Origin of the sequence: Paractinoplanes durhamensis (genome assembly GCF_016862175.1) — a bacterium.
Lineage (GTDB): Bacteria > Actinomycetota > Actinomycetes > Mycobacteriales > Micromonosporaceae > Actinoplanes > Actinoplanes durhamensis.
In genome coordinates this window covers 57386-81822 of the sequence record NZ_BOML01000060.1, presented here as the reverse complement: position 1 = coordinate 81822, position 24437 = coordinate 57386, and the positions used below count along the sequence as shown (strand labels likewise).

The 24437-nt window shown below is 71.5% G+C and carries 29 protein-coding genes; 18 read left to right on the top strand and 11 right to left on the bottom strand.

What is annotated here, in order from left to right; translation table 11 throughout:
- Positions 1 to 3 precede the first annotated feature (3 nt).
- Genes Adu01nite_RS38145 through Adu01nite_RS38135 form a run of 3 tightly spaced genes read left to right on the top strand, consistent with a single transcriptional unit; the run spans position 4 to position 2646 of the window.
- Positions 4 to 744, top strand: a complete 741-nt coding sequence (locus tag Adu01nite_RS38145) for an ABC transporter permease (protein WP_203734189.1) — start codon at positions 4 to 6, stop codon at positions 742 to 744.
- Between the two features lie 13 nt (positions 745 to 757).
- Positions 758 to 2023 (top strand): sensor histidine kinase, encoded by a 1266-nt coding sequence (locus Adu01nite_RS38140; RefSeq protein WP_203734188.1) that lies wholly within the window; start codon positions 758 to 760, stop codon positions 2021 to 2023.
- Positions 2020 to 2646, top strand: coding sequence for a response regulator (locus Adu01nite_RS38135; protein WP_203734187.1), 627 nt, complete (start codon positions 2020 to 2022; stop codon positions 2644 to 2646). Before Adu01nite_RS38140 ends, Adu01nite_RS38135 begins: the two co-directional genes overlap by 4 nt.
- Before the next feature lies 1 nt (position 2647).
- Here Adu01nite_RS38135 and Adu01nite_RS38130 read toward each other — a convergent pair whose 3' ends face one another.
- The 6 genes from Adu01nite_RS38130 to Adu01nite_RS38105 all read right to left on the bottom strand — a co-directional run bounded on the left by Adu01nite_RS38130 (position 2648) and on the right by Adu01nite_RS38105 (position 7672).
- A complete protein-coding gene (locus Adu01nite_RS38130) occupies positions 2648 to 3058 on the bottom strand; it encodes a VOC family protein (protein ID WP_203734186.1) in 411 nt (136 codons plus the stop codon).
- 14 nt (positions 3059 to 3072) lie between these two features.
- A complete protein-coding gene (locus Adu01nite_RS38125) occupies positions 3073 to 3903 on the bottom strand; it encodes a helix-turn-helix domain-containing protein (RefSeq protein WP_203734185.1) in 831 nt (276 codons plus the stop codon).
- 10 nt (positions 3904 to 3913) lie between these two features.
- A complete protein-coding gene (locus Adu01nite_RS38120) occupies positions 3914 to 4417 on the bottom strand; it encodes a hypothetical protein (protein WP_203734184.1) in 504 nt (167 codons plus the stop codon).
- A gap of 62 nt (positions 4418 to 4479) precedes the next feature.
- Complete coding sequence (locus tag Adu01nite_RS38115) at positions 4480 to 5802, bottom strand: multicopper oxidase domain-containing protein (RefSeq protein WP_203734183.1); 1323 nt, start codon at positions 5800 to 5802, stop codon at positions 4480 to 4482.
- A gap of 5 nt (positions 5803 to 5807) precedes the next feature.
- A complete protein-coding gene (locus Adu01nite_RS38110) occupies positions 5808 to 6986 on the bottom strand; it encodes a hypothetical protein (RefSeq protein ID WP_203734182.1) in 1179 nt (392 codons plus the stop codon).
- Entirely contained in the window at positions 6983 to 7672 is a 690-nt protein-coding gene (locus Adu01nite_RS38105) for a helix-turn-helix transcriptional regulator (RefSeq protein WP_239133018.1), read from the bottom strand. Before Adu01nite_RS38105 ends, Adu01nite_RS38110 begins: the two co-directional genes overlap by 4 nt.
- A gap of 205 nt (positions 7673 to 7877) precedes the next feature.
- Between Adu01nite_RS38105 and epsC the strand changes: the two genes are divergently transcribed.
- The 6 genes from epsC to Adu01nite_RS38075 all read left to right on the top strand — a co-directional run bounded on the left by epsC (position 7878) and on the right by Adu01nite_RS38075 (position 14316).
- Positions 7878 to 8414: a serine O-acetyltransferase EpsC gene (gene epsC, locus Adu01nite_RS38100; protein WP_275414750.1), complete on the top strand. Its 537-nt coding sequence runs from the start codon at positions 7878 to 7880 to the stop codon at positions 8412 to 8414.
- Positions 8387 to 9316 carry a cysteine synthase A gene (gene cysK / locus Adu01nite_RS38095; protein ID WP_203734179.1) on the top strand — a complete coding sequence of 310 codons (930 nt, stop codon included), beginning with the start codon at positions 8387 to 8389 and terminating at the stop codon, positions 9314 to 9316. Before epsC ends, cysK begins: the two co-directional genes overlap by 28 nt.
- Positions 9313 to 9921, top strand: coding sequence for a class I SAM-dependent methyltransferase (locus Adu01nite_RS38090; protein ID WP_203734178.1), 609 nt, complete (start codon positions 9313 to 9315; stop codon positions 9919 to 9921). The genes cysK and Adu01nite_RS38090 overlap by 4 nt, the downstream gene beginning before the upstream one ends.
- A gap of 149 nt (positions 9922 to 10070) precedes the next feature.
- On the top strand, positions 10071 to 10988 hold the full coding sequence (locus Adu01nite_RS38085) for a helix-turn-helix domain-containing protein (protein ID WP_203734177.1): 918 nt from the start codon (positions 10071 to 10073) through the stop codon (positions 10986 to 10988).
- An 82-nt stretch (positions 10989 to 11070) separates the two neighbouring features.
- On the top strand, positions 11071 to 12822 hold the full coding sequence (locus Adu01nite_RS38080) for an FAD-dependent oxidoreductase (RefSeq protein WP_203734176.1): 1752 nt from the start codon (positions 11071 to 11073) through the stop codon (positions 12820 to 12822).
- A 21-nt stretch (positions 12823 to 12843) separates the two neighbouring features.
- Positions 12844 to 14316 carry an ATP-binding protein gene (locus Adu01nite_RS38075; protein WP_239133011.1) on the top strand — a complete coding sequence of 491 codons (1473 nt, stop codon included), beginning with the start codon at positions 12844 to 12846 and terminating at the stop codon, positions 14314 to 14316.
- A 78-nt stretch (positions 14317 to 14394) separates the two neighbouring features.
- On the opposite strand, the gene Adu01nite_RS38070 is transcribed toward Adu01nite_RS38075, so the two are convergent.
- Together Adu01nite_RS38070 and Adu01nite_RS48645 are read right to left on the bottom strand one after the other, a co-directional pair.
- On the bottom strand, positions 14395 to 16044 hold the full coding sequence (locus Adu01nite_RS38070) for a RecQ family ATP-dependent DNA helicase (RefSeq protein ID WP_203734175.1): 1650 nt from the start codon (positions 16042 to 16044) through the stop codon (positions 14395 to 14397).
- A gap of 40 nt (positions 16045 to 16084) precedes the next feature.
- Positions 16085 to 16216 carry a hypothetical protein gene (locus Adu01nite_RS48645; protein WP_275414749.1) on the bottom strand — a complete coding sequence of 44 codons (132 nt, stop codon included), beginning with the start codon at positions 16214 to 16216 and terminating at the stop codon, positions 16085 to 16087.
- Between the two features lie 139 nt (positions 16217 to 16355).
- Here Adu01nite_RS48645 and Adu01nite_RS38065 point away from each other — a divergent pair, with 139 nt between their 5' ends.
- Complete coding sequence (locus tag Adu01nite_RS38065; protein WP_203734174.1) at positions 16356 to 17879, top strand: glycoside hydrolase family 3 protein; 1524 nt, start codon at positions 16356 to 16358, stop codon at positions 17877 to 17879.
- Between the two features lies 1 nt (position 17880).
- On the opposite strand, the gene Adu01nite_RS38060 is transcribed toward Adu01nite_RS38065, so the two are convergent.
- A complete protein-coding gene (locus Adu01nite_RS38060; protein WP_203734173.1) occupies positions 17881 to 18165 on the bottom strand; it encodes a GNAT family N-acetyltransferase in 285 nt (94 codons plus the stop codon).
- Positions 18166 to 18206: 41 nt separating this feature from the next.
- Here Adu01nite_RS38060 and Adu01nite_RS38055 point away from each other — a divergent pair, with 41 nt between their 5' ends.
- From Adu01nite_RS38055 to Adu01nite_RS38025, 7 genes are all read left to right on the top strand, one after another.
- Positions 18207 to 18533, top strand: a complete 327-nt coding sequence (locus tag Adu01nite_RS38055) for a hypothetical protein (protein ID WP_203734172.1) — start codon at positions 18207 to 18209, stop codon at positions 18531 to 18533.
- Positions 18534 to 18612: 79 nt separating this feature from the next.
- Positions 18613 to 19434 carry a DUF1206 domain-containing protein gene (locus tag Adu01nite_RS38050; RefSeq protein WP_203734171.1) on the top strand — a complete coding sequence of 274 codons (822 nt, stop codon included), beginning with the start codon at positions 18613 to 18615 and terminating at the stop codon, positions 19432 to 19434.
- A 106-nt stretch (positions 19435 to 19540) separates the two neighbouring features.
- A complete protein-coding gene (locus Adu01nite_RS38045) occupies positions 19541 to 20704 on the top strand; it encodes a mechanosensitive ion channel family protein (protein ID WP_203734206.1) in 1164 nt (387 codons plus the stop codon).
- A gap of 71 nt (positions 20705 to 20775) precedes the next feature.
- Positions 20776 to 21210: a phage holin family protein gene (locus Adu01nite_RS38040; protein WP_203734170.1), complete on the top strand. Its 435-nt coding sequence runs from the start codon at positions 20776 to 20778 to the stop codon at positions 21208 to 21210.
- Positions 21207 to 21470 (top strand): DUF3618 domain-containing protein, encoded by a 264-nt coding sequence (locus Adu01nite_RS38035; RefSeq protein WP_203734169.1) that lies wholly within the window; start codon positions 21207 to 21209, stop codon positions 21468 to 21470. The genes Adu01nite_RS38040 and Adu01nite_RS38035 overlap by 4 nt, the downstream gene beginning before the upstream one ends.
- Positions 21467 to 21736, top strand: a complete 270-nt coding sequence (locus Adu01nite_RS38030) for a DUF4235 domain-containing protein (protein ID WP_203734168.1) — start codon at positions 21467 to 21469, stop codon at positions 21734 to 21736. The genes Adu01nite_RS38035 and Adu01nite_RS38030 overlap by 4 nt, the downstream gene beginning before the upstream one ends.
- A gap of 322 nt (positions 21737 to 22058) precedes the next feature.
- Positions 22059 to 22262 (top strand): cold-shock protein, encoded by a 204-nt coding sequence (locus tag Adu01nite_RS38025; RefSeq protein WP_030440218.1) that lies wholly within the window; start codon positions 22059 to 22061, stop codon positions 22260 to 22262.
- Between the two features lie 119 nt (positions 22263 to 22381).
- Here Adu01nite_RS38025 and Adu01nite_RS38020 read toward each other — a convergent pair whose 3' ends face one another.
- Both Adu01nite_RS38020 and Adu01nite_RS38015 read right to left on the bottom strand, forming a co-directional pair.
- Entirely contained in the window at positions 22382 to 22612 is a 231-nt protein-coding gene (locus Adu01nite_RS38020; RefSeq protein WP_203734167.1) for a hypothetical protein, read from the bottom strand.
- Positions 22606 to 23583 (bottom strand): aldo/keto reductase, encoded by a 978-nt coding sequence (locus Adu01nite_RS38015; protein ID WP_203734166.1) that lies wholly within the window; start codon positions 23581 to 23583, stop codon positions 22606 to 22608. Before Adu01nite_RS38015 ends, Adu01nite_RS38020 begins: the two co-directional genes overlap by 7 nt.
- 89 nt (positions 23584 to 23672) lie before the next feature.
- On the opposite strand from Adu01nite_RS38015, the gene Adu01nite_RS38010 reads away from it, so the two are divergent.
- Positions 23673 to 24434, top strand: a complete 762-nt coding sequence (locus Adu01nite_RS38010) for a trans-aconitate 2-methyltransferase (protein WP_203734165.1) — start codon at positions 23673 to 23675, stop codon at positions 24432 to 24434.
- The last annotated feature ends 3 nt before the right edge of the window (positions 24435 to 24437 follow it).

Sequence of the window (24437 nt, the reverse complement as noted above, 5' to 3'; positions counted from 1 at the left end):
GTCATGCGCGTCTTCACCAAGCTGACCCTGACCGAGCTGAAGCTGAACGCCCGCGAGCCGGTCACCGCCTTCTTCACGCTGCTCTTCCCGACCGTCCTGGTGGTGATCCTGGGCAGCATCCCGGACTTCCGGAAACCGTCGGCCGACCTGGGCGGCGGCCGGGTCATCGACATCTACGTCGGCATCGCGGCCCTGCTGACCCTGGCCATGCTCGGCCTGCAGGTGGTGCCGATGGTGCTGGCCACCTATCGGGAGAAGGGCATCCTGCGCCGGCTCGCCACCACGCCGGTACGCCCGATCCTGCTGCTCGCCGCCCAGCTGGCGGCCGCGCTGATCACCGCGGTGCTGGCCACCGCGCTGGCCCTCGCGGCCGGCCGGGTCCTCTTCGACGTGCCGCTGCCCCAGCACGTCGCCGCGTTCGTGCTCGCCTTCCTGCTCGCCGCGCTCGGTGTCTTCGCGATCGGCCTGTTCATCGCGGCTCTGGTGCCCACCGGCAAGGCCGGCAACTCGATCGGCACACTGCTGTTCTTCCCGCTGATGTTCTTCGCCGGGCTGTGGACGCCGCGCGAGATCATGCCGGCGGTGCTGCAGCGGATCAGCGACTTCACCCCGCTGGGAGCGGGCGAGCGGGCGGTGCACGAGGCGATGACGGGACACTGGCCGGGCGCGCTGTCGGCTACCGTTCTGGTGGCTTACCTGACCCTGTTCGGGCTGGGTGCGGCCCGCCTGTTCCGCTGGTCCTGAGGGGGAGAGGCCGATGACGGATCTGTCGGCGGTGGCGCGGCTGGAGGTGTGGCGGCGCCGGCTCGACCAGTGGCTGACCTACGTGCCCTACGGCGCGCTCGTCTGCTCCACCCTGCTCGTGCTGATCAGCTCGAACGTTCCGCATCGGCCCTACCCGCTGATCGCGGTGCTGGTGGTTACCACCCTCGGCTGGCTGCTGTGGTGGATCGCCCTGCATCCGCTCTGGGTCGACGACCGCGGCCGGATGGGAGTCTTCTTCGCCGGCGTGGTCGTCCTGATCTACCTGCTGGTCTGGTGCAGCCCGCTGTTCGGCTTCTTCGCCTGGACCGGTTACCTGTTCACCGCGTACGCCCTGAAGGGTCGCCTGCACCGGGCGATCGGCGGCACCCTCGTCGCCTTCGCCACCGGCCTGGCCCAGGCCGGTGGCATCCCGGTGTCGTCGTGGAGCTACTTCGCGGTGGTGCTGTTCTTCAACCTGGCCATCGCGAACGCCATGACGTTCCTGACCACGATGACGCACGAGCAGTCGGCCAAGCGGGCCGAGATGATCGAGCAGCTCGCCGAGGCGAACGCCAAGCTCGCCGCCGCCCTCCGGGAGAACGAGGGCCTGCACGCCCAGCTGCTGACCCAGGCCCGCGAGGCCGGCGTGCACGACGAACGGCAGCGGATGGCCGGCGAGATCCACGACGTCCTCGCCCAGGGGCTGACCGGCATCGTCACCCAGCTGGAGGCGGCCGACGCGGCCGCCACCGACCCGGCCGCCTGGCGTCGGCACCTCGACACCGCCAAGGGCCTGGCCCGGGACAGCCTCACCGAGGCCCGCCGCTCGGTGCAGGCGCTGCGCCCGCAGACCCTGGAGGCCTCGGCCCTGCCCGAGGCGATCGGCGAGGTCGCGGCCGGCTGGTCCGGCCGCAACGGCGTGCGGGCCGAGCTGATCACCACCGGGACGCCACGGCCGCTGCTCCCGGAGATCGAGACGACGCTGCTGCGCACCGCGCAGGAGGCGCTGGCCAACGTGGCCCGGCACGCCGAGGCGGGCCGGGTCGCGCTCACCCTGTCGTACATGGAGGATGTGGTCACCCTGGACGTGCGCGACGACGGCACCGGCTTCGATCCGGCGGCCCCGCGGGAGATTTCGGCGGCCGGCGGCTTCGGCCTGGCGGCCATGCGCGAGCGGCTGCTGCGCATCGCGGGCACGCTCGAGGTCGAGTCCGAGCCGGGCGCCGGCACCGCGGTGTCGGCCTGCGTGCCGGCCATCACGCTGGAAGCGGCCGCGTGATCGGGCTGCTCATCGTCGACGACCACCCGGTGGTGCGGGACGGGTTGCGCGGCATGTTCGCCGGCGACGACCGGTTCCAGGTGCTCGGCGAGGCCGGGAACGGCCGGGAGGCGCTGGCCGTGGCCCGGGCCGTCTCGCCCGACGTGGTGCTGATGGATTTGCGGATGCCGGAGATGGACGGGGTCAGCGCGATCGTCGCCCTGCGCGAACAGGGCTCGACCGCCCGGGTGCTGGTGCTCACCACCTACGACACCGACCGGGACGTTCTCCCGGCGATCAAGGCCGGCGCCACCGGCTACCTCCTGAAGGACACCCCGCGCGAGGATCTGTTCCGGGCGGTCACCGCGGCGCACCGCGGCGAGTCGGTGCTCTCCCCGGCGGTGGCCGGCAAGCTGATGGGCTCCCTGCGCTCACCGGCGAAGGAGCCGCTGAGCGCGCGCGAGCTCGAGGTGCTCACCCTGATCGCGCGGGGCAACAGCAACAAGGAGGCGGCGGCCCGGCTCTTCATCAGCGAGGCGACGGTCAAGACCCACCTGCTTCATGCGTACGCGAAACTGGGTGTTCGCGACCGCGCGGCGGCCGTCGCCGCCGCTTTCGAGCAGGGCCTTCTGCGCCCTGAGTAGCTCAGGAGCGCCGCGGCTCGCCCCGGTAGGTGCCGAACGACCACAGGTTGCCCTCCGGGTCGCGGGCGGCGAACTCGTGCGACCCGTAATCGGTGTCCTGCGGCGCCCGGATGATCTCGGCGCCGGCCTGGACGGCCCGCTGGTGGAGCGCGTCGACGTCGTCGGTGACCACGTAGGCGCCGAACGTGCCGGGCGACAGCGACCATGTGTCGTCCGGCCCGCGGTCGGCGGCGGAGCCGAGCATGATGCCGCCGCCGAGCGGCCACGACAACTGGGCGTGATCCACCCGGTCGCCCTCGCCGTAGACGACGGTCTCCTCGAAGCCGAACGCCTCGACCAGGAACCGGATCAGTGCGCGGGCGTCGGTGGCCCGCAGCGTGGGCCACACCTGAGGTGGCGGTGTCTGCGTCATGCCCCGATCCTCGGCTACCGGTCGTCGGCCGGCTTGGACAAAAGCGAACTGAGGTCGTGCTCGTCGGCCAGCCAGCGCGACGGCGTGCACCCGGCGAACGCCTTGAACTCGCGGACCAGGTGCGACTGGTCGGCGAAGCCGTGCCCGGCGGCGATGTCGGCGAGCCGGGCGGCCGGCCGCAGCGCGCGCCGGGCCCGGTCGAAGCGGGCCACCCGGGCGGCCTCCTTGGGCCGCAGCCCGATCTCGGCCCGGAACCGGTCGGTGAGATAGCGGGCGCTCCAGCCGACCTCGCCGGCCACCGCGCCGACCGGCACGTCGCCGCCGAGCAGGCGGCGGCAGGCGTGCACCACCTCGGGCGCCACCCCGGCCGGCAGCGGGCGCAGCTGCCGCCCGAGCACGTCGTCGAGCACGGCGAACCGGCCCGGCCAGGAGGATGCGGAACACAGCCGGTCCCGGATCTCGGCCACCATCGGCGCGCCGAGCACGGCCACCGCGTCCAGGTCGAGTCCGGCCAGCTCGGCGGCCGGCATGCCGAACAGGGCGCGGCACCCCAGCGGTCGCAGCGCCACCTGCACCCCGGACTGCCGTCCGGGGTGGGTGAGCAGGGCCGGGGTGAGATGCAGGCCGCCGACCAGCGAGTCGTACCGGCCGGGAGCCTGGCGGGGGTCCGGGTGGGCGGCCACGTCCAGCGGGTCGTCCATCGTGAAGATCAGGGTGAGGTACGGCGAGGGCAGGCCCCGATGGGTGGCCGGCGCGAGGCCGCGCTGCCGGTAGCCGGAGTAGAACCCGACATACGGCCGCAGCGCGGCCGACGGCCGGGCCTGCGTGTACTCGTCGACGCCCACCCGCCGGACGTCAGTCGGCCAGGGCGTTGGCGAGGTCGTCGCGGAAGGCGCGCTCGTCGTCGGTGACCGCCTCGCCGCCGATGCCGAGGACCCCGCCGGTGCTGGCCGCGCCGACCACCGACTCGGCGATCTCCACCAGCCAGTGCTTGTAGGTCTCCGCGTCGGCCTGCTCGGCCTTCGCGGTGAGCAGGGCGTTCGCTTCGGCGGCCCGGCCGAGCACGTCCTCGACGTAGGCGATCGGGTCGGCCGGCTCGATCACCGGCGGCTCCTCGCCGAGCTCGGGGTCGCCGACCCGCTCGAGCAGGGCGGACGCCACCGCCGAGACCAGCGGGCTGAACGACGCCCGGCCGTCGGAGATCACGTCGGTGCCGGCCTCGCTCTCGGCCCGGGTCTTGCGGGTGCTGTCCGGGGTGGCGGCGCTGGCCGCGGTGAGCACCGACTGCGGCAGGCCGACCAGCAGCCCCCACTCGGCGTCGGTGAAGCCCAGCTTCGAGTACAGCGGTTCGTCGGTCACGAATCGTTCCTCACGTTCGGTGGTCAGCAGGGCGGGTTCTCCTTACCCGCACCTGCCGTGGATCATCCACCAGTGACCTCGAACGTGCCACGAGCGCCACGTTCGGCGTCGGCCATGGCGTGCGTCACGAACGAGTAGTGACCGGCCTCCGGGAAGACCGCCTCGACGAAACCGCCGGAGGCGGGCGCCAGCGCCATCACCTGCGAGCCGCCGGAATCGGACGGTTTCAGCAGGTAGTGCCCCTCGGCGTAGACGGTGTCGAACTGGGTGCCGACGATGTGGAAGGCACTGCCGCGGTTGGGGCCGGCATCGAGCACCCACACCCGGACCCGGTCACCCGTTCGGACCGCCAGCGGCCGGTGCGCGTACTGGTTGGGGTAGCCGTTGAAGACCACCGCGTCCGGCTGGTCGGCCCGCATGGCGGTGAGCTCGCTGCCGAGGTAGAGCTCGGACTGCACCAGCACGTACTCGTGGTCGACCGGCGGCAGGCCGGGCGGGTCGATGACGACCGCGCCGTACATGCCGTTGGCGATGTGCAGCAGCATCGGCATGGTCGAGCAGTGGTACATCCAGATCCCGGCCTTGGCGGCGGTGAATCGGTAGGTGAGGGTCTGGCCGGGGTCGATCGGCCGCATCGGCCCGTCCGGCGCGAGTGACCCGGCGTGGAAGTCGACACCGTGGTCGACCGTGCCGTCGTTGCTCAGCGTGATCTCGAAGGTGTCCCCGACCTTGCCGCGCAGCACCGGCCCGGGCACCGTGCCGTTGTAGGTCCACATGGTCTGCCGGACGCCGGGGGCGATCTCCCGCGCCACCTCCCGGACGTGCAGGGCGAGCCGGTGCACCGTGCCGGTGGGTGTCGCCGGGGCGGTCGCGTCCCGGGCCTGGAAGGCGGCTCCGGGGTCGGCCATCGGGTCGATCGTCGTCGCCCCGGCCATCGTGTGCCCGGCATGGCCGGCCGCGGCGGTGGTGATCGACAGGGTCATGCCGGCCTGCCGGTGGCCGGGCAGCGAGCACCAGCCCTCGACCGCCGCGCCGATCACCCCGGCGTCGAGGCTCGCGGTCCTCCCGGCGCCGACCGTGCCGGTCCTGGCGCCGGTGGCCAGCACCAGATCGTGCCGCCGCTGGTCCGCGTTGGTGAACTCGATGACCAGCCGGTCACCGGCCGGCACGGTGATCGTCGCGGGGTGGAACCGCATGTTCTCGGCGGTCACCGCGACGGTCGTGGTGTGCCCGGTCGGGGTGACCGCGGCCGCCGCAGCGGCTGGCGCATCGTCCCCGGTCAGGCGCTGGGCGGCGTCCCCGATCAGCACGGCGACCAGCACCAGCGCGACCCCGGTGGCGACCCCGCCGAGCGAGCGCCGGGTGGGAGCGGCGATGTCGGGCACGGCGGTCACCTCCGGTCCAGCAGCAGCCGGCCGGTCGGTAGCAGGAACTGCACCAGGGCGGCCAGCAGCAACAGCGATGTGGTGATCCGGACGTACGGGCCGACCGGCAGCAGGAAGACGGCGAGGGCGGTGTTGGTCATGGCCAGCCGCTGCGGCCAGTGCCGGTCGAGGGCGGCGGTCCGCTCCCGCACCCGGGCCGGGCCACCGCCGAGCACCATCGGCAGCAGGTAGGCGAGCGCGCCGAGCAGGATCTGCGCCACCGAGCCGACCAGCAGCGGGATCAGCGCCGCCCCGAAGCGGTCGGCGGCGGCGTCCGGCCCACCGGCGGTCGCCAGCGTGACCGCGTCGACGGCCAGCGCCACCAGCAGCCAGCCCGCGCCGGCCGCGATCGACCAGGCGGCGAACGACTCCGGCGGCTTCCGCCGCGCGGCCCGGACCGCCGGGCACGCGGTGACCAGTACGGCGGCGGCGAAGGCCGCCAACCCGGCGACCGCGAGCACCGACCACCAGGCCAGCACCCCGGCGGCGACCAGTGCGATCCCGGCGATCGCCACCGGCAGGGCGGCACGGCCGGCGGCGACCGCGGCGTCGTCCATCCGGGTGCGCAGCACGGTGGGCCACAGCGTGAGGACGGTGCCGAGCACGGTCAGCATGACCCAGCCGAGCAGATTGACGTGCGCGTGGAAGAGCAGCACCCGGGACCGGCCGGCGTCGTCCACCACCAGCATCCAGGCACCCGCCGGAATGCCGGCGAGCAAGGCCACCGCGGCGGCCAGGTAGTAGTGGACGGTCACCGCGAAGCGGGCCGGCAGGGCCGCCCGCAGCCGCGCGGCCAGCCACCGGAGATGCCCGAGGACGGCGGCGAAGATCGCGGCCGCCCCGCCCACCCCGACCCACGGCGGACCGGCCAGCACGGCGACCACCCCGGCGTTGAGCAGCACCAGCCGGACGACCTCGCCGCGGCGCCGGCCCGGCGGCGGCACCCGCAGGATGGCCGAGGTGAAGTGCGCGCTCCACACCAGGATCGCGTTCGTCACCGCCCCGAGCATCAGCAGGTGGATGGCCACCCAGCGCCACTGAGGCAGCAGCGGATGGGCGACGGCGAGCACCACCAGCGCGGCCAGGTACGCGGCCGGCAGCAGCCCGGCCCGCCGATGCCAGGAAGCCCGATCGGAGAGCGTCATGAGCGGGCCGGCCCGGGCAGGCGGACCACGCAGGCGTGCGGGGCGCCGAACGGTTCGAGCACGGTGTCCTCGCTCTTGATGCCGCGGCTCTCCAGCACGCCGCGGACGACGCCGGCGTGCAGCCCGCACATCGCATCCGGGTTCTGCCCGACCAGATCCAGGAACGGGCAGGTGTGCAGGTGCACCTCGGCCGGACCGGCCGCGCGCGGGCCGAACCCGAGTCCGTCGAGGACGGTGATCGCGGTTTCGACCGGTTCGGCCGCCGCCGGCACGCCCGCCGCGAGCTTGCGCCCCCAGTCGCGGCCGACCAGGCCGGCCGCCACCCGTACGTCGCCGCGCTTCGTCGGCAGGTGGTCGAGCAGGGCGGCGGCGAGCACCCGGTACGGCGCCGGGGCCGGGTCGGTGCCGGTCGCCCGGTATCGCCACGCGGGCCGCCCCGGCCGGCCGCCGCTGGCCCGGGCCTTGACCAGCAGGCCCGCCTCGACCAGTTGCTCCAGGTGGGCGCGGGTGGTGGACAGGTGCTGCCCGGTGGCGGCGGCCACGTCGGCGCCGGTCAGACCACCGGTCGCATCGCGCACCAGCCGCAGGATGGTGGCCCGGCTGTCGGAGCCGAGAGCGCGGTGCCGCGGGGTGTCGATCGAGGGCGAGCCACTGGGACCGAAGGTTTCCACGTCGACAGACGTTATAACGTCGAATGCCAGCAAAACCAGGGGACCTTCGGCCCTGAACTCCGGGGATTCGGCGCGGCTAGCGTTCGGGACATGAGGACTCTGGCCGGCTACGCGTTCGCCGTTCCGATGGCGGGGGCGCACGTCCGGCGGGTGTTCGACGAGCGCTGTCCGGGGTGCTGACCCGGGCCACCTCCGAACACCTGCCAAGGACATCCTCGTGATGGACGACCTGCGCGCCATCTACCGGCGCGACCCGGCCCTGTACGGCCTGCGCGCCGCCGAGGTGCTGCTCTACCCCGGCCTCTGGGCGGTCTGGGGCCACCGCCTCGCGCACCGGCTGCACCGCGCCGGCCTGCCGTTCCTGCCCCGCCTGATCTCCCAGGTCATGCGCCTGCTGACCGGGATCGAGATCCACCCCGGCGCCGTCGTCGGAAGACGCCTCTTCATCGACCACGGCGCCGGGGTCGTCATCGGCGAGACCGCCCGGCTCGGCGACGACGTGACCATGTACCACCGGGTCACGCTGGGCGGCCGCGGCTGGCACCGCGACCCCAAGGGCAGCATCCGGCACCCCAGCGTCGGCGACCGCGTGGTGCTCGGCGTCGGCGCCACCGTGCTCGGCCCGGTGCACATCGGCGACGACGCCGAGATCGGCGCGCTCACCCTCGTACTTTCCGACGTTCCGGCTGGCGCCCGCGTACGGGCCGCCGCCTATCAGGGAGAAAACCAATGGTCTACAACGACATCACCGAGCTGATCGGCCGGACCCCGCTGGTGCGGCTCGCCCGCTTCGAGCCCGGGCTCCCGGCGAAACTGCTGGCCAAGCTGGAGTCGGCGAACCCCGGCGGCAGCGTCAAGGACCGCATCGCGCTCGCCATGATCGAGGCGGCCGAGGCCAGTGAGGAACTCCGGCCGGGCAGTGCCATCGTCGAGGCGACCAGTGGTAATACCGGCATCGGCCTGGCCCTGGTGGCGGCCGCCCGTGGTTACCGGCTGACCCTGACGATGCCGGAGAGCATGAGCCTCGAACGGCGGGCGCTGCTCACCGCGTACGGTGCGGAACTTGTTCTGACGCCGGCGGCGGACGGCATGAAGGGCGCCGTCGCCCGGGCCCTGCAACTCGCCGACGAGCGCAAGGCGTTCCTGCCGCGGCAGTTCGACAACCCGGCCAACCCCGACGTGCACCGCCGCACCACCGCCCTGGAGATCTGGAACGACACCGACGGCGCGGTCGATCTGCTGGTCGCTGGTGTGGGCACCGGCGGCACGGTCACCGGGGTCGGCCAAATTCTCAAGGACAAGAAGCCCGAGCTCCGGGTGTACGCCGTGGAACCGGCCGAATCCCCGGTGCTCTCCGGTGGCGCCGCCGGTCCGCACGGCATCCAGGGCATCGGCCCCGGCTTCGTCCCCGAGGTCCTCGACCCCACGGTCTACGACGAGATCGTCCGGGTCGACGTCGAGCAGGCCCGGGCGGCCGCCCGCCGGCTGGCCCGCACCGAGGGTATCCTGGCCGGCGTCTCCAGCGGCGCCGCCCTGCACGCCGCGGCCGAGCTGGCCAAGCGCCCGGAGCACGCCGGCAAGACCGTGGTCGTGGTCCTGCCGGACACCGGTGAGCGTTATCTGAGCACGCCGCTGTTCACCGGAGAGAATGGGTCATGACCGACGAGAACCTCTGGTTGCGCATGATCGACGAGAAGCCGGGCCACTCCCAGTGGTATGTCCAGCGGTTCCGGGACATGGCCGCCCGCGGCGACGACCTGGACGGCGAGGCCCGCCTGATCGACGCGATGGTGCCGCGCGGCCGCCGGATCCTGGACGCCGGCTGCGGCCCCGGCCGGGTCGGTGCCCGCCTGGCGGCGGCCGGTCACGACGTGACCGGCGTCGACCTCGACCCGGAGCTGATCGCCGCCGCGAAGGCCGACCACCCCGGCGCCACCTGGCTGGTCGGCGACCTGGCCGAGCTGAAGCTGGAGCCACCCGGCTTCGACGTGATCGTCTGCGCCGGCAACGTGATGACCTTCCTGGCCCCGTCCACACGGCTGGAGGTGATCCGCCGTTTCGCCGCCCACCTGGCCGACGGCGGCCGCGCGGTGCTCGGCTTCGGCGCCGGCCGGGGCTACGAGTTCCACGACTTCTTCGAGGACGTGGCCACCGCCGGCCTGCGCCCCGACGTCCTGCTGAGCACCTGGGACCTGCGCCCGTTCCACCCCGGCGCCGACTTCCTGGTGGCCGTCCTCGGTCAGGACCAAGAGCCCTACGCCTGACCGCGCCGGCCGCGCGATGCTGGCGGCCACGGTGGCGGCCCTGGAAGCCGAGCACCGCCGCATCGAGGCGGTGCTCGGCGCGGTCCGCGTCTTCCCGGTGGCTCCGGTCCTGCGTTAGCGTGACGGGGACCACATCCCGGGGGTGGACCGTGACGCGGCTGAGGAGCTTCAGCACGGCCGAGTTGCCGGCCGAGCAGCGCATCGGGCTCTGGGAGGACCACAACCGGGCTGCGCTGATCGGCCTGCGCTGCCGGATGATCAGCGACGAGCCGTTCCAGGGCACCGAGCTCAACCTTCAGCTCGACCGGCTGCACCTGGCCCGGGTCCGGGGCAGCTCGCACGTCGTGGAGCGGCCGGCCGAGGTGATCCGGAGCAGCCCGGCCGACTCGATCGCCGTCTACCTGACCGTGTTCGGTGAGGCGTTCTTCTACCACGACGGCGGGGTGCTGACCCTGCGGCCGGGGCAGGCCCTGATCTGCGATCCGGACCGGCCGTTCATGCGGGGCTTCTCCCGCGGCCTGGAGGAGCTGGCCGTCAAGGTGCCGCGGGCGACCTTCCGGGAGTGGACCGGGCTGGAGGCGCTGCCCGCGCCGATCGTGCGCGACTTCGCCCCGGGGGACGTGACGGCGCGGACCTTCGCCCGGCTGGTCGACCGGGCGCTGCGCGGCGACGAGCCGGTCGACGAGGACGTCGCCCTGCACCTGCTGGCGAGCATGACCGGCCGCAGCACCGCCGACCCGGGCACCGCCCACCTGGCCAACGCGCGCGCCTTCATCGAGGACCACCTGACCGACCCCGGCCTGAGCGCCGCCCGGGTGGCGGCCGGCATCGGGATCAGCGAACGGCACCTGTCCCGGGCGTTCGCCGGTGCCGGCGTGAGCCTGCCGCAGTTCGTGCTGGCCCGGCGGCTGGAACGGGCCCGCGCACGGCTCGTCGCCGAGCCCCGGGCGGCCGTCGCGGAGATCGCCGCCCGTTGCGGGTTCGGCTCCGCCGCGTACTTCTCGCAGGCGTTCCGCGCGCACTTCGGCGTGCGCGCCACCGACGTACGCAAAAGCCTTGGAATTTAGTTTTCCGCCAGGCTTTCGCATTTCCGCCCTGATCTCGCCCGATTCCTGTCGGCGGAACGCGCCGGGTCCGCAGACTGATCGGATGACGGTGACGACCGATGTGCTGATCGTTGGATCGGGACCGGCCGGGGCGGGCGCGGCGCTGCTGCTCTCCACCCTGGGCGTCCCGAACATCATGATCACGAAGTACCGCTGGACGGCGAACACGCCCCGCGCGCACATCACCAACCAGCGCGCGATGGAGGTCTTCCGGGACGCCGGCATCGAGGACCAGGTCCAGGCGGACGCCACCCCGCACGAGCTGATGGGCGACACCGTCTTCTGCACGTCGATCGCCGGCGAGGAGATCGGCCGGATCCTCACCTGGGGCACCCACCCGGTCCGGGCGGGCGACTACCGCGTCGCCTCGCCGTGCCTGCCGGTGGACATCCCGCAGACCTACCTGGAGCCGATCCTGGTGCGCAACGCGACCGAGCGCGGCACCCAGACCCGCTTCTCCACCGAATACCTTTCTTTCGAGCAAGATCAAGACCACGTCGACGTACGGGTCCGGGATCGCCTGACCGGCGAGGAATACACGATCCGCGCCAAATACCTGATCGGCGCGGACGGGGCCCGCTCGATGGTCGCCGCCGACCTGGGCCTGCCGACCGAGGGCGCGATGGACATCGCCGGCTCGATGAACATCACCTTCAAGGCCGACCTGGCCGCGCACGTGGGCCACCGCCCGTCGGTCCTCTACTGGGTGATCCAGCCCGGCTCCAACGTCGGCGGGATCGGCGCCGGCCTGGTCCGGATGGTGCGCCCGTGGAACGAGTGGCTGATCGTCTGGGGCTACGACATCAACGAGCCCGCCCCGGTCGTCGACGACGCCGCCGCGACCGCGATCGTGCGCAACCTGGTCGGCCTGCCCGACCTCGAGGTCGAGATCACCGGCACGTCCCTGTGGGGCAATAACGAGCTGTACGCGACCCGGCTGCACGCGGGCCGGGTGTTCTGCGCCGGCGACGCGGTCCACCGCCACCCGCCGTCGAACGGCCTGGGCTCGAACACGTCGATCCAGGACGCCTACAACCTGGCCTGGAAGCTGGCCGCGGTGCTGCGCGGCCAGGCCGCACCGTCGCTGCTGGACACCTACACCACCGAGCGCGCCCCGGTCGCCGAGCAGATAGTCAAGCGCGCCAACAGGTCGAGCCGGGAGTTCGTCCAGTTCTTCGAGGTGCTGGGCCTGCTCGACGCCAAGGACGAGGCCGAGATGGCGGCCCGGATCGAGGAGCGCAAGGCGAACACCCCGGCCGGCGCGGCCAAGCGGGCGGCCCTGGTAGCGGCCATGGAGCTGAAGCACTACGAGTTCAACGCCCACGGCGTGGACCTGGGCCAGTTCTACGACTCGGCCGCCATCATCGGCGACGGCAGCGAACGCCCGCCCCCGACCCGAGACCCCGAGCTCTACTACGAGCAGTCAACGGTCCCCGGCTCCCGCCTGCCCCACGTGTGGGTAGGCAACGCCCGAACCCGGGTGTCCACCCTCGACCTGGCCCCGATGACCCAATTCACCCTGCTGACCGGCATAGCCGGCGAGCCGTGGCTGGCCGCCGCCGAGAAGACCGCCCAGGAGCTCGGCGTGCCCCTGAAGGCCATCGTGATCGGCCCGGGCCGCGAGATGACCGACCTCTACTACGACTGGGCACGGGTCCGCGAGGTGGAGGAGGAGGGCGCCCTGCTGATCCGCCCGGACAAACACATCGGCTGGCGCTCAACCAGCCTCCCCGCCGACCCGTATCACGCCCTGCGCGACGCCCTGGCGAAGATCCTCGGCCGAGCTCCCGCTTAGGTAGACTGCACCGAAGTAAGATTGAATCTGACTTCGGAGGCGTCGATGTTCGTGGGGCGGCGCACCGAGCTCGATCTGCTCACCAAGCAACTCGACCATGTCCGGCGCACCGGGGAGGGCCGATCCGTAGCCGTCCGCGGGCGGCGGCAGGTGGGCAAGTCACGGCTGGTGCAGGAGCTGTGCGACCGGGTCGAGTTGCCGTATTGCTTCTACACCGCGGTCAAGGGTGCTTCGAGCATCGAAGCGGTCAGCTACTTTCTTGGCGCCGTGCGTGACTCGTCGCTGCTCACCTCCGGCGGTCGCGACCTTCTGCCGTCCGAGCCGCCGGCCGGCGGGTGGGGCGACATGCTGCGCGTCCTGGCCAGCGTCCTGCCCGACACACCGAGCGTCGTCGTGCTCGACGAACTGCCCTGGATCGCCGAGCAGGACACGACCTTCGACGGGCATCTGCAGGTCGCCTGGGACCGGCTGATCTCCCGCAAACCGGTGCTGTTGCTGCTGCTCGGCAGCGATCTGCACATGATGCAGCGGCTCACCGAGTACGACCGCCCGTTCTACGGCCGGGCCACGAACATGGTCCTCGGCCCGTTCAATCTCGCCGAGACCGCCGCCGTGACCGGTTCGAGCGGCGCGGATGCGATCGATGCGCACCTGATCACCGGCGGGCTGCCCGGCATCGCCCTGGAGTGGACCCCGGGAACGCCCCCCGCCGATTTCCTGCGGGAGGAGATCGCCAACAAGAACTCAGCGTTGTTCAGCATCCCCGAGCAGTCGCTGGCCTCGGAATTCCCCGCACCGGACACCGCCCGGCGCATCCTGGAAGCGGTCGGCGGGACCGGCAGCCGCACCTTCAGCAACATCGCCGCGGCGGCTGGCGATCGCGGCGGGCCGGTCAGTTCCGGCACCCTGGCCCCGGTGCTTCACCGGCTCGTCGAGGAGAAGCAGATCCTCGCCGTCGACCGGCCGCTGTCCACCAAGCCCAGCAACCTGGCGCAGTACCGGATCGCCGACAGCAACCTGCGGCTGTACCTGGCGGTCCTGCGCGACGTGCATCAGTTGGCCCTGCGTGACCGGAACGCCGCCGCCCGCGCCGTCCTCGACGCGCGGTGGTCCACGTGGCGGGGCAACGCCGTCGAACCGATCATCCGCGACGCGCTCGCCATCGCCGCCGGTGCCGGCGAGCTGCCCTGGACCGACACGTGGGAGGTCGGCGGCTGGTGGAACCGGCAGTCCAACCCGGAGATTGACCTGGTCGGAGCCGACCGCGCACCGGTCGCTTCGCGGATAGCGTTCGCCGGCTCCATCAAGTGGCAGGACGGCCCGTTCGACCGCCACCACCTGGAGGAACTACGCCGCCAGGCCCCGACGATCCCGGGCTTCGAGCCCGGCACCAGCGGCCTGGTCGTCGTCAGCCGTTCGGGAGCCGACCTCCCGGCCGACGCCGCAGATCTGATCTGGGGCCCGGACGACATCGTCCGGGCATGGTCCGCCTGACACGACCGTGGTCAGCGGCGGGCCGCCCGCCGGGCGGCGCCGCTGGTCGAGGCTCGTTGCCCTCTTGAGGCCGATATGTCAGCGTCTCGGTTTCGTCGGCGGCGACAGCAGCTTGTTCGCCATGACGACCGGGACCGACAGGGTCTTGTAGCCGACCTCGTCGAAGAGGACCGTCATCCGGTCGTCCTCGTAGCCCATCACCGTGCCCGGGCCCCACTCGCCGTGGCGGACCGTGCTGTGCACGGCGAACGGCTCGTCGGCGGGCTTTGCGGATGGGGTGGGCAGGCCGTTGGCGCAGTTGTCGCAGTGGCCGCACGGCTTTTTCAGGGCCTCGCCGAAGTAGGCCAGCAGGACCTGGCTTCGGCAACCCTCGGCCTGGGCGAAGCCGCGCATCATGTCGGTGCGGGAGCGGGTCACCACCTGCTGACGTTCGTACTCCTTGATGGCGGCCGTCGCCGCAGCCGCCGGCAGCGGGGCGAAGAGCGGGACCGTCATCTTGTTGCCGGCGCCGGCCGTTGCCGCGCCAACCTGTTCCAGCAGGCCCAGGTAGCTTCCCAGCTTGCGGGGGCCGAGGCCGGTCTTCTCCTTCAGCGCCGTCTTGGTCAGCGGGCCGGAGCGCAGCGCCGCGGCCAGCTCGCGCAGCTCGACCTCGTCCGGCGAGCCGCCGCTGAAGAAGCGCTGGATCGCCTCGTCCTCGGCGCGCCACAGCAGCATGGCGTGGGCCTGCTCGCCGTCGCGGCCGGAGCGGCCGATCTCCTGGAAGTAGCTGTCGGGGGAGTCGGGCAGGGCCACGTGCGCGACCCAGCGGATGTTGGCCTTGTCGATGCCCATGCCGAACGCCGACGTGGCGACCATGATGTCGACCTTGTCGGCGGAGAACGCCTCGTGGCGCTCCTCGCGCATCCCGCCGGCCATCCCGCCGTGGTAGTAGGTGGCGTGGTACCCCGACTTCGATAACCGGTCGGACAGCTCCTCGGCGGCCCGCCGAGTGGCGACGTAGATGATGCCGGGCCGCGGCGCCGCTTCGATCAGCTGGGTGAGCCGACGCCAGCGGTAGTCCTCGTCGGGGCAGTAGGCGACCTCGAGGAACAGGTTGCGCCGGTCCAGGCCGGACACGTGGATCTCGGGTTTGCGCAGGCCGAGTCGCTCGATGATGTCGTCGCGGACCGGTGGGGACGCGGTCGCGGTCAGCGCCAGGACCGGCGGGCGGCCCATCTCCTTGATCATCTCGCCGAGGGCCAGGAAGTCGGGGCGGAAGTCGTGCCCCCAGGCCGAGATGCAGTGCGCCTCGTCGATGGCGATCAGGCCGGGCTTCAGTGAGCGCACCTCGGCCAGCCGCTCGGGGTCGCTGAGCTGTTCGGGCGTGATGAACAGGAACTCGGCGCGGCCCTCGCGGATCTCCTTGATCGCCTCGCGCTGCTGGTGCGGCGTCTCGGCCGAGCTGACCCGGACCGCGCGGATCTTCGGGTCGTTCCGCTCGTTGAGGGCGGCGATCTGGTCCTGCTGCAGGGCGAGCAGCGGGGAGATCACCACGGTCGGGCCGGGCAGCAGCACGGCCGGGATCTGGTAGATCGCCGACTTGCCGGCGCCGGTGGGCAGCACGACCAGCGCATCCTTGCGGCGCAGCACGGCGCGCATCGGCTTGAACTGGCCGGGGCGCAGCGAGGGCCATCCGAACTGCTGACGGGCGACGCGGCGCAGGCGGGGTCCGTAGACGGGAAGCTTCATCGAGCGGCCATTGTGCCCCAACGATGTTGCGCGAAAACCTTTATTTCTTCCCGCCGAACATCCGGCGGATCGCCCAGAGGAGGAACAACGCGGCGAGGGCTACGCCGAGGAGGCGGACGGCGTGAACCTCGGACCAGTCGACGCCTGAGGTGGCGGCCAAGGGGGTAAGCACCCCCGCATCGTATCGACTCTTAACTAATAGGAAGGTTTGTTGACTAAATAGGGATGGGGTGTGAACATAGGTCGGCACAACGGGGGCACGCTCCCATCACGGGGAGTGTGCGTAAACGTCACCGGAGGTACGGGGGCCCATGCCCAACCAAGGCGAATTGGCGAAGCTGGCGGCTGCGGTTCTCCAGCCCGGTTTCGTCGGCACCACCGCACCCGACTGGGTTCGCCGGTGGCTCGGCGACGGACTCGGCGGCGTGGCGCTCTTCGCCCGCAACGTCGAGAGCCCGGCTCAGGTGGCGGCGCTCACCGCGCAGCTGCGCGCCGAGCGGGCCGACGTGATCGTGGCGATCGACGAGGAGGCCGGTGACGTCACCCGGTTCGAGTCGCGGCACGGCAGCTCCCGCCCGGGCAACCTGGCCCTCGGCGCGATCGACGATCCGGCGCTGACCGAAGCGGTCGCCCGGGACCTCGGCTTCGAGCTGGCCCACGCCGGCATCACGCTCGACTACGCGCCGGACACCGACGTCAACAGCAACCCCGACAACCCGGTCATCGGCGTACGCGCCTTCGGCTCGGACCCGGAGCTGGTGGCCCGCCACTCGGCCGCGTTCGTCCGGGGCATCCAGGACGCCGGGGTGGCCGCCTGCGCCAAGCACTTCCCGGGCCACGGCGACACCAGCGTCGACTCGCACCACGACGTGCCGCTGATCGACCGCGACCGGGCCGCGCTGGCCGCCTGCGAGCTGCTGCCCTTTCGGGCCGCGATCGAGGCCGGCGTCAAGGTCGTGATGACCGGCCACCTGCTGGTCCCGGCGTACGACCCGGAGCTGCCCGCCACCCTCAGCCGGCGCATCCTGACCGAACTGCTCCGCAACGAGCTCGGCTTCGACGGCCTGATCGTCACCGACGGCATCGAGATGCAGGGCGTCGCCCGTAAGTACGGCCTGGCCGGCGCGACCGTACGGGCCATCGCGGCCGGCGCCGACGCGATCTGCGTGGGCGGCGGGCTGGCCGGCGAGGACACCGCCATCGAGCTGCGCGACGCGATCGTCGCCGCGGTCCAGAACGGCGTGCTCCCGGCCGAGCGCCTGCAGGACGCGGCCGCCCGGGTGCACCGCCTGGCCGGCTGGACCGGCGGTGCCCGCAAGCTGGTCGACGTTGCTCAGCGCAACGGGTCGCCGATCGGCTTCGCCGCGGCCCGCCGCGCGGTCCGGGTCACCGCCGCCGACGCCGGTGCCGCGCTCCCGATCACTGGTGACGCGCACGTGGTCGAGTTCGCGCCGCCGCGCAACATCGCGGTCGGCGAGGAGACCCCGTGGGGCGTGAGCGCGCCGCTCGACGGCCTGCGACCCGGCACCACCTCGGTCCGGCTCACCGAGAGCTACCTGGCCGGCCTGGCCGACCCGGCGTCGGTCGTGCTCGCCGGGGCCGAGGGCCGCGCCCTGGTCCTGGTGGTCCGCGACCTGCACCGGCACCCGTGGCAGGCCGACGTGATCACCGCGGTGCTCGCCCGGCGGCCGGACGCCATCGTGGTCGAGATGGGCGTGCCGGTGACGATCCTCGGCGGGGTGCACATCGCCACCTTCGGCGCGACCCGGGCCTGCGGCCAGGCCGCCGCCGAGCTGATCGCGGGAAGCCCGGTGCCGGCCCCGATGGCCGCCTGAGTCAGGAAACGATGATGTCGTCGTACGTCGGGTGCTCCTCGACGTAGCGCGCGAAGAACGGGCAGACCGGGACGACCTTGTCCCCGCGAGAACGGAGCAGGTCCAGCGTGCGCTGGGCCAGCTCGTTCCCCAGCCCCTGGCCGCGGAACTGCCGGTCCACCTCGCTGTGCGTGATCACCACGGCGCCGTCCCGGAGCCGGTACGCGGCCATTCCGGCCATCGCACCGTCGACGAGCAGCTCGAAGCGGTGCTGCTGGGCGTTGTCGCGTACCTCTATCTCGCTCACGACCTCACCTTAGGGTCGCGCGGTACCCGTACCCTCGAAGGGTGCTCAAGCCCACCCGGCGCGTCGCCGCCGCACTCGCCTCGGCCGTCCTCGGCATCGCGCTTCTCACCGGTTGCAGCAGTGACAACGTCAACTGCAGTCTCGACCAGTGCACGGTGACCATCGACCGGGAGGTCGACGCGAGCGCCAGCGTGCTCGGCGTGGAGGCGAAATTCGTCAGCGCCGACGCCAACACCGTCACCCTCGTGGTGGCCGGCGAGCAGATCAGCCTGACCAAGGGACAGCAGGCGGTCAACGTCGGCGGCCTGCAGGTGTCACTCGACAGCATCACCGGTGACACCGTCAGTTTCCAGGTGGCACGCAACTGACACCACCGGCCCCGCCACCTCCTTAGGCGGACCAAGGGCTGAATGTTTGTCACACGTCGCGTTCGGTCAATCTGGGGCCATGACCCCCGCCAGTAACGTCAAATACACCGCGTCGCGAGCCGCCGACAGCAAACCGCTGGAGATGGTGGCCCGCGGCGGCTTCGTCGGCTACGGCATCGTCCACCTCATCTTCGCGTGGATCGCGGTCCAGGTCGCCTTCGGCGGCTCCAGCCAGGAGAGCGACCAGTCCGGTGCGCTGCAGACCCTGGCGGGCAACGGGTTCGGCAAGGTCCTGCTGGTCCTGATCGCGATCGGGATGGTCGGCATGGCCATCTGGCAGGCCTTCGAGGCCGCGATCGGCGAGAGCGGCCCGCAGGACAAGACCGCGATCGCCGAGCGGGTCGTCTCCGGCGTGCGCGCGATCCTCTACCTCTCGCTGGCCTTCTACGCGGTCAACGTGCTGCGCGGCGCGAACTCGTCGATGGCGCAGAACCAGCAGAACAAGTCGGCCGGCATCATGGCCCACTCCGGCGGCCGCTGGCTGATCGGCTTCGTCGGCCTGGTCGTGATCGGCGTCGGCGTCGGGATGGCCGTCTACGGCTGGACCAAGAAGTTCACCAAGCACCTGAACACCCAGGAGATGGCCCCTTCGGTACGCAAGTCGACGACCCGCCTCGGGATGGCCGGCTACATCGCCAAGGGCACCGCCTACGCCATCGCCGGCATCCTGGTCGTCGTCGCCGCCGTCACCTACGACGCGGACAAGGCCCGCGGCCTCGACGCCGCCCTCAAGACGCTGGCCGGACACCCGTGGGGCGTGTGGCTGCTCGCGTTGATCGGGCTCGGGATCGCCGCGTTCGGTGTCTACTGCTTCGCGCAGGCCAAATACCGGAAAGTGTGAGCCGACACCTATCTCGCCGGGAGAGGGTTGCGATCGGCGCCTGCCAGGGCAAGGTGGAGCGCTGATCCCCCTCGCTTCCCGGAGGAGATGACAAGTGCCCCACCTGATGACCGCCGTACTGGTAGTGGTGGCGTCGACCGGCGCCACGATCTTTCTGGTCGAGTTCCTGCACTGGCTGCTGTCCCGGATGGGCCGCCGCTCGGAGCTCGCCGCCGATCTGGCCCGCACGGCCCACTACCCGTTCCTGGCCACGGTCACCGTCTTCGCGATCCAGCAAGCCATCCGGGCCGCCACCGGGGAGTTCCCCGGCCGCGGCCCGTTGCTGCATCTGCTGGTGATCCTGTTCATCGCCGGCTTCGCCTGGCTGGTGGCCGCGCTGCTGCTGGTCCTGGAGGACGCCGCGCTGGCCCGCTGGCGCACCGACGTGCCGGACAACCTGAAACGCCGCCGCTTCAAGACCCAGGTGGTGATCCTGCGCCGGGTCACCGTCGCCACCATCGTGATCCTCGCGCTCGGCGTGGTGCTGATGACCTTCCCCGGCATCCGGGCGCTCGGCGCCAGCCTGCTGGCCTCGGCCGGGCTGGTCAGCGTCGTGGCGGCGCTGGCCGCGCAGAGCACCCTCGGCAACGTCTTCGCCGGCCTGCAGCTCGCGTTCAGCGACGCGGTGCGGGTCGACGACGTGGTGGTGGTCGAGGGGGAGTGGGGCCGGATCGAGGAGCTGACCCTCACCTACGTGGCCGTGCAGATCTGGGACGACCGCCGGTTGCTGCTGCCCACGTCGTACTTCACCACCAAGCCCTTCCAGAACTGGACCCGGACCGGGTCGGCGGTGCTGGGCACGGCCGAGCTGGACGTGGACTGGGCGACCGACATCGAGCCGCTGCGCACCGAGCTGCGGTCCGCCTGCGAGAGCTCGCAGCTGTGGGACGGCCGGGTGTGCGTGCTGCAGATGACGGACGCGATCGGCGGCATGGTCCGGCTGCGCGCGCTGGTCTCGGCCGCGGACGCCCCGGCGCTGTGGGATCTGCGCTGCCTGGTGCGGGAGCGCCTGGTGACCTACGTGTGGCAGAACCAGCGCACGAGCATCCCGCGGGTCCGCGCCGAACTGACCGAGGGCTCATCCGGTTCGGCACCGCTGCGCCCGGCCCCGCGGCCCCAAACGGACGGCGACGCACCGAGCGACGGCCGGGTCTTCTCCGGCGGCAACGACGGCGAGGCGCGCGGCAATCAGTTCACCGGTCCGGAGGAGCCCGCCGTGACCCGGCGGTGACACCTTTCCTCCAACAGGATTGACTCCGAGTTGATCAGGGCATAAACCCAACGTAGGAAAGGGGGACGACGATGGCCGATGTCCTGAACGGCAGGCCCGCACGCCCGGTCGCGGAGCAGTCCACCGCGGAACTGGTGCAGCGGGCGAGCGAGCAGGTCTCCCGACTGGTTCGTGACGAAATAGCGCTGGCCAAGGCCGAGCTGGCGGAGAAGGGCAAGCATGCCGGCATCGGGGTCGGCCTGTTCGGCACCAGCGGTGTGCTGGCCCTCTACGGCATCGGTGCCTCGATCGCCACGCTGATCATCGTCTTCGACATCTTCCTGCCGCTCTGGCTGGCCGCGCTGATCTGGACGGTCGCGCTGTTCCTGGTCGCCGGCATTCTCGCCCTGATCGGCAAGAACCAGGTGACCAAGGCGGTGCCGCCGGAGCCGAAGGCCGCGATCGAGAGCGTCAAGCTCGACGTCGACGAGGTCAAGCACGCGGTCCGCGATCGGGGCCGGTCGTGAGCGAGGCGACGAAGCAACCGAAGCCCACGATCGCCGAGCTCCGGGCCGACATCAAGCAGACCCGTGCCGAGCTGGGCGAGACCGTGCAGGCCCTGGCGGCCAAGGCGGACGTGAAGGCCCGGGCGAAGGACCAGGTGGAGATCGCCAAGGTGCGCGCCCGGGAGGCGGTGGCGACCTCGCCGGTGCCGCTCCCGCTGGTGCTCGCCGGCGTCGCTGCGGTAATCGGAATCATTCTGGTGGTACGCGGGAGGAAGCGTTGAGCAAGGTCGGGAAGATCGCGTACAAGCCGGTGGGCATCCTGCTCGGCGTCGCGGCCGGGGCGGTGGCCGGCTTCGCGTTCAAGGAGGTCTGGAAGATCGCGACGGGCGACGACGACGCCCCCAACGCGACCGACGAGGAGCGCGGCTGGGCCGAGATCCTCGCGGCGGCCGCACTGCAGGGTGCGATCTTCGCGCTGGTTAAGGCGGCGGTCGATCGCGGCGGCGCTTCCGGCGTTCGCAAACTGACTGGTCAATGGCCGGACTAAGACGGCACTGAAGACAAGGTCTCCCACATCGCGAGAGCGAAGTGGGGGGCCTTTTCCGCATCAGCAGACGTTTATCTGATTGGTGTTCGGGGGCAGCTTTGCGGCCACCTTTTCGGGTAGAGTGTGCCCAGTTTTTGCGTACGTGGTTCGCTGCTTCGCCAAGACCACGGGATGCCGGCCGATAAGGCGTCGACCGGTGTCTTGCAGTCGCGGCGGATAGGACGTCCTCTGGAAGGTCCGCCTCAACGGCGCCGCTGCTCGAAAACGGACAACGGCCCGGACTTCAGGACTAGGGCCGGCATTTTCAGAGGGAGAGTTCAGCATGGCGCAAGGAACCGTGAAGTGGTTCAACGCGGACAAGGGCTTCGGGTTCATCACCGTCGACGGCGGGGGTGCTGACGTGTTCGTCCACTTCTCGGCCATCCAGATGAGCGGTTACCGCAGTCTGGAAGAGAACCAGCGGGTCGAGTTCGAGATCGCCCAGGGCCAGAAGGGCCCGCAGGCGGAGCAGGTTCGCCCGCTCTGAGACCACCATCGCCGGTCGTCATGACCGGCTGCCGATCGCCTGGCGGAGATCGGCTCGGATCAACTCCGATCAAGGGGCCCCGCACTCAGCAATGAGTGCGGGGCCTTTCTTTATATGTCTTATCTTTTGGATCGAGATCGGACACGCTCACCGATCACGACCATGATCAGACCGATCAGGGCAAGTGCCCCGCCAACGAATGTCCAGGTTTCTTTACCGCTCATCTTGCTGTCGGTCAGAATGTCCAGGCCCTGCAGTGTCCACAGTGCCCCCAGGAAGATGGCAAGGACACCGATCACCATCGGCAGCCAGCCCTTGAGTTTCGGGCTCGGTGCCGGTTCGTTCACCATTTGGAATGCACCGCCGGGCGGATCAGCTCGTCGTAAACGTCGGTGACCGCTTGCAGCGTCTCGGCCGGCAACGGCGCGAGGGCGGCGGCGGCCGCATTGCCGCGAGCCTGCTCGGGATTGCGCGCACCCGGGATGACCACCGTGACGCCCGGCTGGTCGAGGATCCAGCGCAGCGCGAACTGGGCCATCGTGGCGCCGGCCGGGATCAGCGGGCGCAGCCGGCGGACCGCCTCGAGGCCGGTCGCGAAGTCGACGCCGGAGAACGTCTCGCCGACGTCGAACGCGGCGCCCTGCCGGTTGTAGTTGCGGTGGTCGTCGGCCGCGAACGTGGTGTGCTCGTCGTAGCGGCCGGAGAGCAGGCCGCTGGCCAGCGGGACGCGCGCGATGATGCCGACGCCCGCGGCGGCCGCGGCCGGCAGCACCCGCTCGAGCGGCTTGAGCCGGAACGCGTTCAGGATGATCTGGACGCTCGCGGTGCCCGGGCGCTCGATCGCGGCGAGGGCCTCGTCGACCTTCTCGACGCTCACCCCGTACGCCCTGATCCGCTTCTCCTCGACCAGGGTGTCGAGGGCGTCGTAGACCTCGCCGCTGGAGAACACCGGCGTCGGCGGGCAGTGCAGCTGGACCAGGTCGAGCGTCTCGACGCCGAGGTTGGCCCGGGACCGGTCGGTCCAGGCCCGGAAGTTGTCCAGCGAGTAATTCTCGACCAGCTGGTCCATCCGGCGGCCCATCTTGGTCGCCACGGTCAGCTGCGGTTTGTCCTTGATGAAGGAGCCGATGATCTGCTCGCTGCGGCCGTCGCCGTAGACGTCGGCGGTGTCGATGAAGGTGACGCCCGCGTCGACCGCCGCCTGCAGGGTCGCGTGCGCGTCGGCCTCGCTGACGTCACCCCAGTCGGCGCCGAGCTGCCAGGCGCCCAGGCCGACCACGCCGACGGTGCGGCTCATCCTCGAAAAGGTGCGATTTTCCACAACCGAAACCTTATCGCTTTCTCTGCTACCTTCTTGCAAGACGTACGTACGGTTTGTGTCTCTTCGCAGTTCGGCGCAGGAGGTTTCGCATGTGGGATCCGGCCGTCTACCGCCGTTTCGGCGCCGAGCGCTCCCGCCCGTTCGTCGACCTGACCGCCCGGATCGATGCCGTCCGGCCGCGCGCCGTCGTCGACCTGGGCTGTGGTCCCGGCGAGCTGACCCTGACCCTCGCCGAGCGCTGGCCGGAAGCCCGGGTCACCGGCGTCGACTCGTCCGCCGAGATGATCGACAAGGCGGTCGGGCACGGCGGCCCGGCCTGGTTCCAGCTCGGCGACGTCCGTGAGTGGAAGCCCGGCCCCGACGTCGACGTGCTGATCACCAACGCCACCCTGCAGTGGGTCGACGGGCACCGCGAGCTGCTCGCCCGCTGGGCCACCGAGCTGCCGCCCGGCGCGTGGCTGGCCATGCAGGTGCCGGGCAACTTCGACGCGCCCTCGCACCGCCTGCTGCGCCAGGTCGCCGCCCGCTTCGACGTGGCCCACGTGACCCGCGAGGCTCCGGTCGACGACCCGGCCGGCTACGCCGACCTGCTCATGGCGGCCGGAGCCCAGGTCGATGCGTGGGAAACCACCTATCTGCACCTTTTGCCGGTGGCGGACGAGGAACATCCGGTCCTGCGCTGGATGGAAGGGACGGCGTTGCGGCCCGTCAAGGCCGCCCTCGGCGAGAATGCGTGGCAGGACTTCCGCGCCGATCTGGGGCGGGAGCTGGCCGCCGCCTACCCGGTGGCACACGGACACGTCGCGTTCCCGTTCCGCCGCATCTTCGTGGTGGCGCGGACCGCGCTCTGATCA

Bases quoted from the DNA above. Each gene is read 5' to 3' on its own strand.
- Adu01nite_RS38145 (WP_203734189.1), top strand. From the start codon at position 4: ATGCGCGTCTTCACCAAGCTGACCCTGACCGAGCTGAAGCTGAACGCC.
- Adu01nite_RS38140 (WP_203734188.1), top strand. From the start codon at position 758: ATGACGGATCTGTCGGCGGTGGCGCGGCTGGAGGTGTGGCGGCGCCGG.
- Adu01nite_RS38130 (WP_203734186.1), bottom strand. From the start codon at position 3,058: ATGACGCAGACACCGCCACCTCAGGTGTGGCCCACGCTGCGGGCCACC.
- Adu01nite_RS38110 (WP_203734182.1), bottom strand. From the start codon at position 6,986: ATGACGCTCTCCGATCGGGCTTCCTGGCATCGGCGGGCCGGGCTGCTG.
- epsC (WP_275414750.1), top strand. From the start codon at position 7,878: ATGGACGACCTGCGCGCCATCTACCGGCGCGACCCGGCCCTGTACGGC.
- cysK (WP_203734179.1), top strand. From the start codon at position 8,387: ATGGTCTACAACGACATCACCGAGCTGATCGGCCGGACCCCGCTGGTG.
- Adu01nite_RS38090 (WP_203734178.1), top strand. From the start codon at position 9,313: ATGACCGACGAGAACCTCTGGTTGCGCATGATCGACGAGAAGCCGGGC.
- Adu01nite_RS38080 (WP_203734176.1), top strand. From the start codon at position 11,071: ATGACGGTGACGACCGATGTGCTGATCGTTGGATCGGGACCGGCCGGG.
- Adu01nite_RS38070 (WP_203734175.1), bottom strand. From the start codon at position 16,044: ATGAAGCTTCCCGTCTACGGACCCCGCCTGCGCCGCGTCGCCCGTCAG.
- Adu01nite_RS38065 (WP_203734174.1), top strand. From the start codon at position 16,356: ATGCCCAACCAAGGCGAATTGGCGAAGCTGGCGGCTGCGGTTCTCCAG.
- Adu01nite_RS38050 (WP_203734171.1), top strand. From the start codon at position 18,613: ATGACCCCCGCCAGTAACGTCAAATACACCGCGTCGCGAGCCGCCGAC.
- Adu01nite_RS38045 (WP_203734206.1), top strand. From the start codon at position 19,541: ATGACCGCCGTACTGGTAGTGGTGGCGTCGACCGGCGCCACGATCTTT.
- Adu01nite_RS38040 (WP_203734170.1), top strand. From the start codon at position 20,776: ATGGCCGATGTCCTGAACGGCAGGCCCGCACGCCCGGTCGCGGAGCAG.
- Adu01nite_RS38025 (WP_030440218.1), top strand. From the start codon at position 22,059: ATGGCGCAAGGAACCGTGAAGTGGTTCAACGCGGACAAGGGCTTCGGG.
- Adu01nite_RS38020 (WP_203734167.1), bottom strand. From the start codon at position 22,612: ATGGTGAACGAACCGGCACCGAGCCCGAAACTCAAGGGCTGGCTGCCG.
- Adu01nite_RS38010 (WP_203734165.1), top strand. From the start codon at position 23,673: ATGTGGGATCCGGCCGTCTACCGCCGTTTCGGCGCCGAGCGCTCCCGC.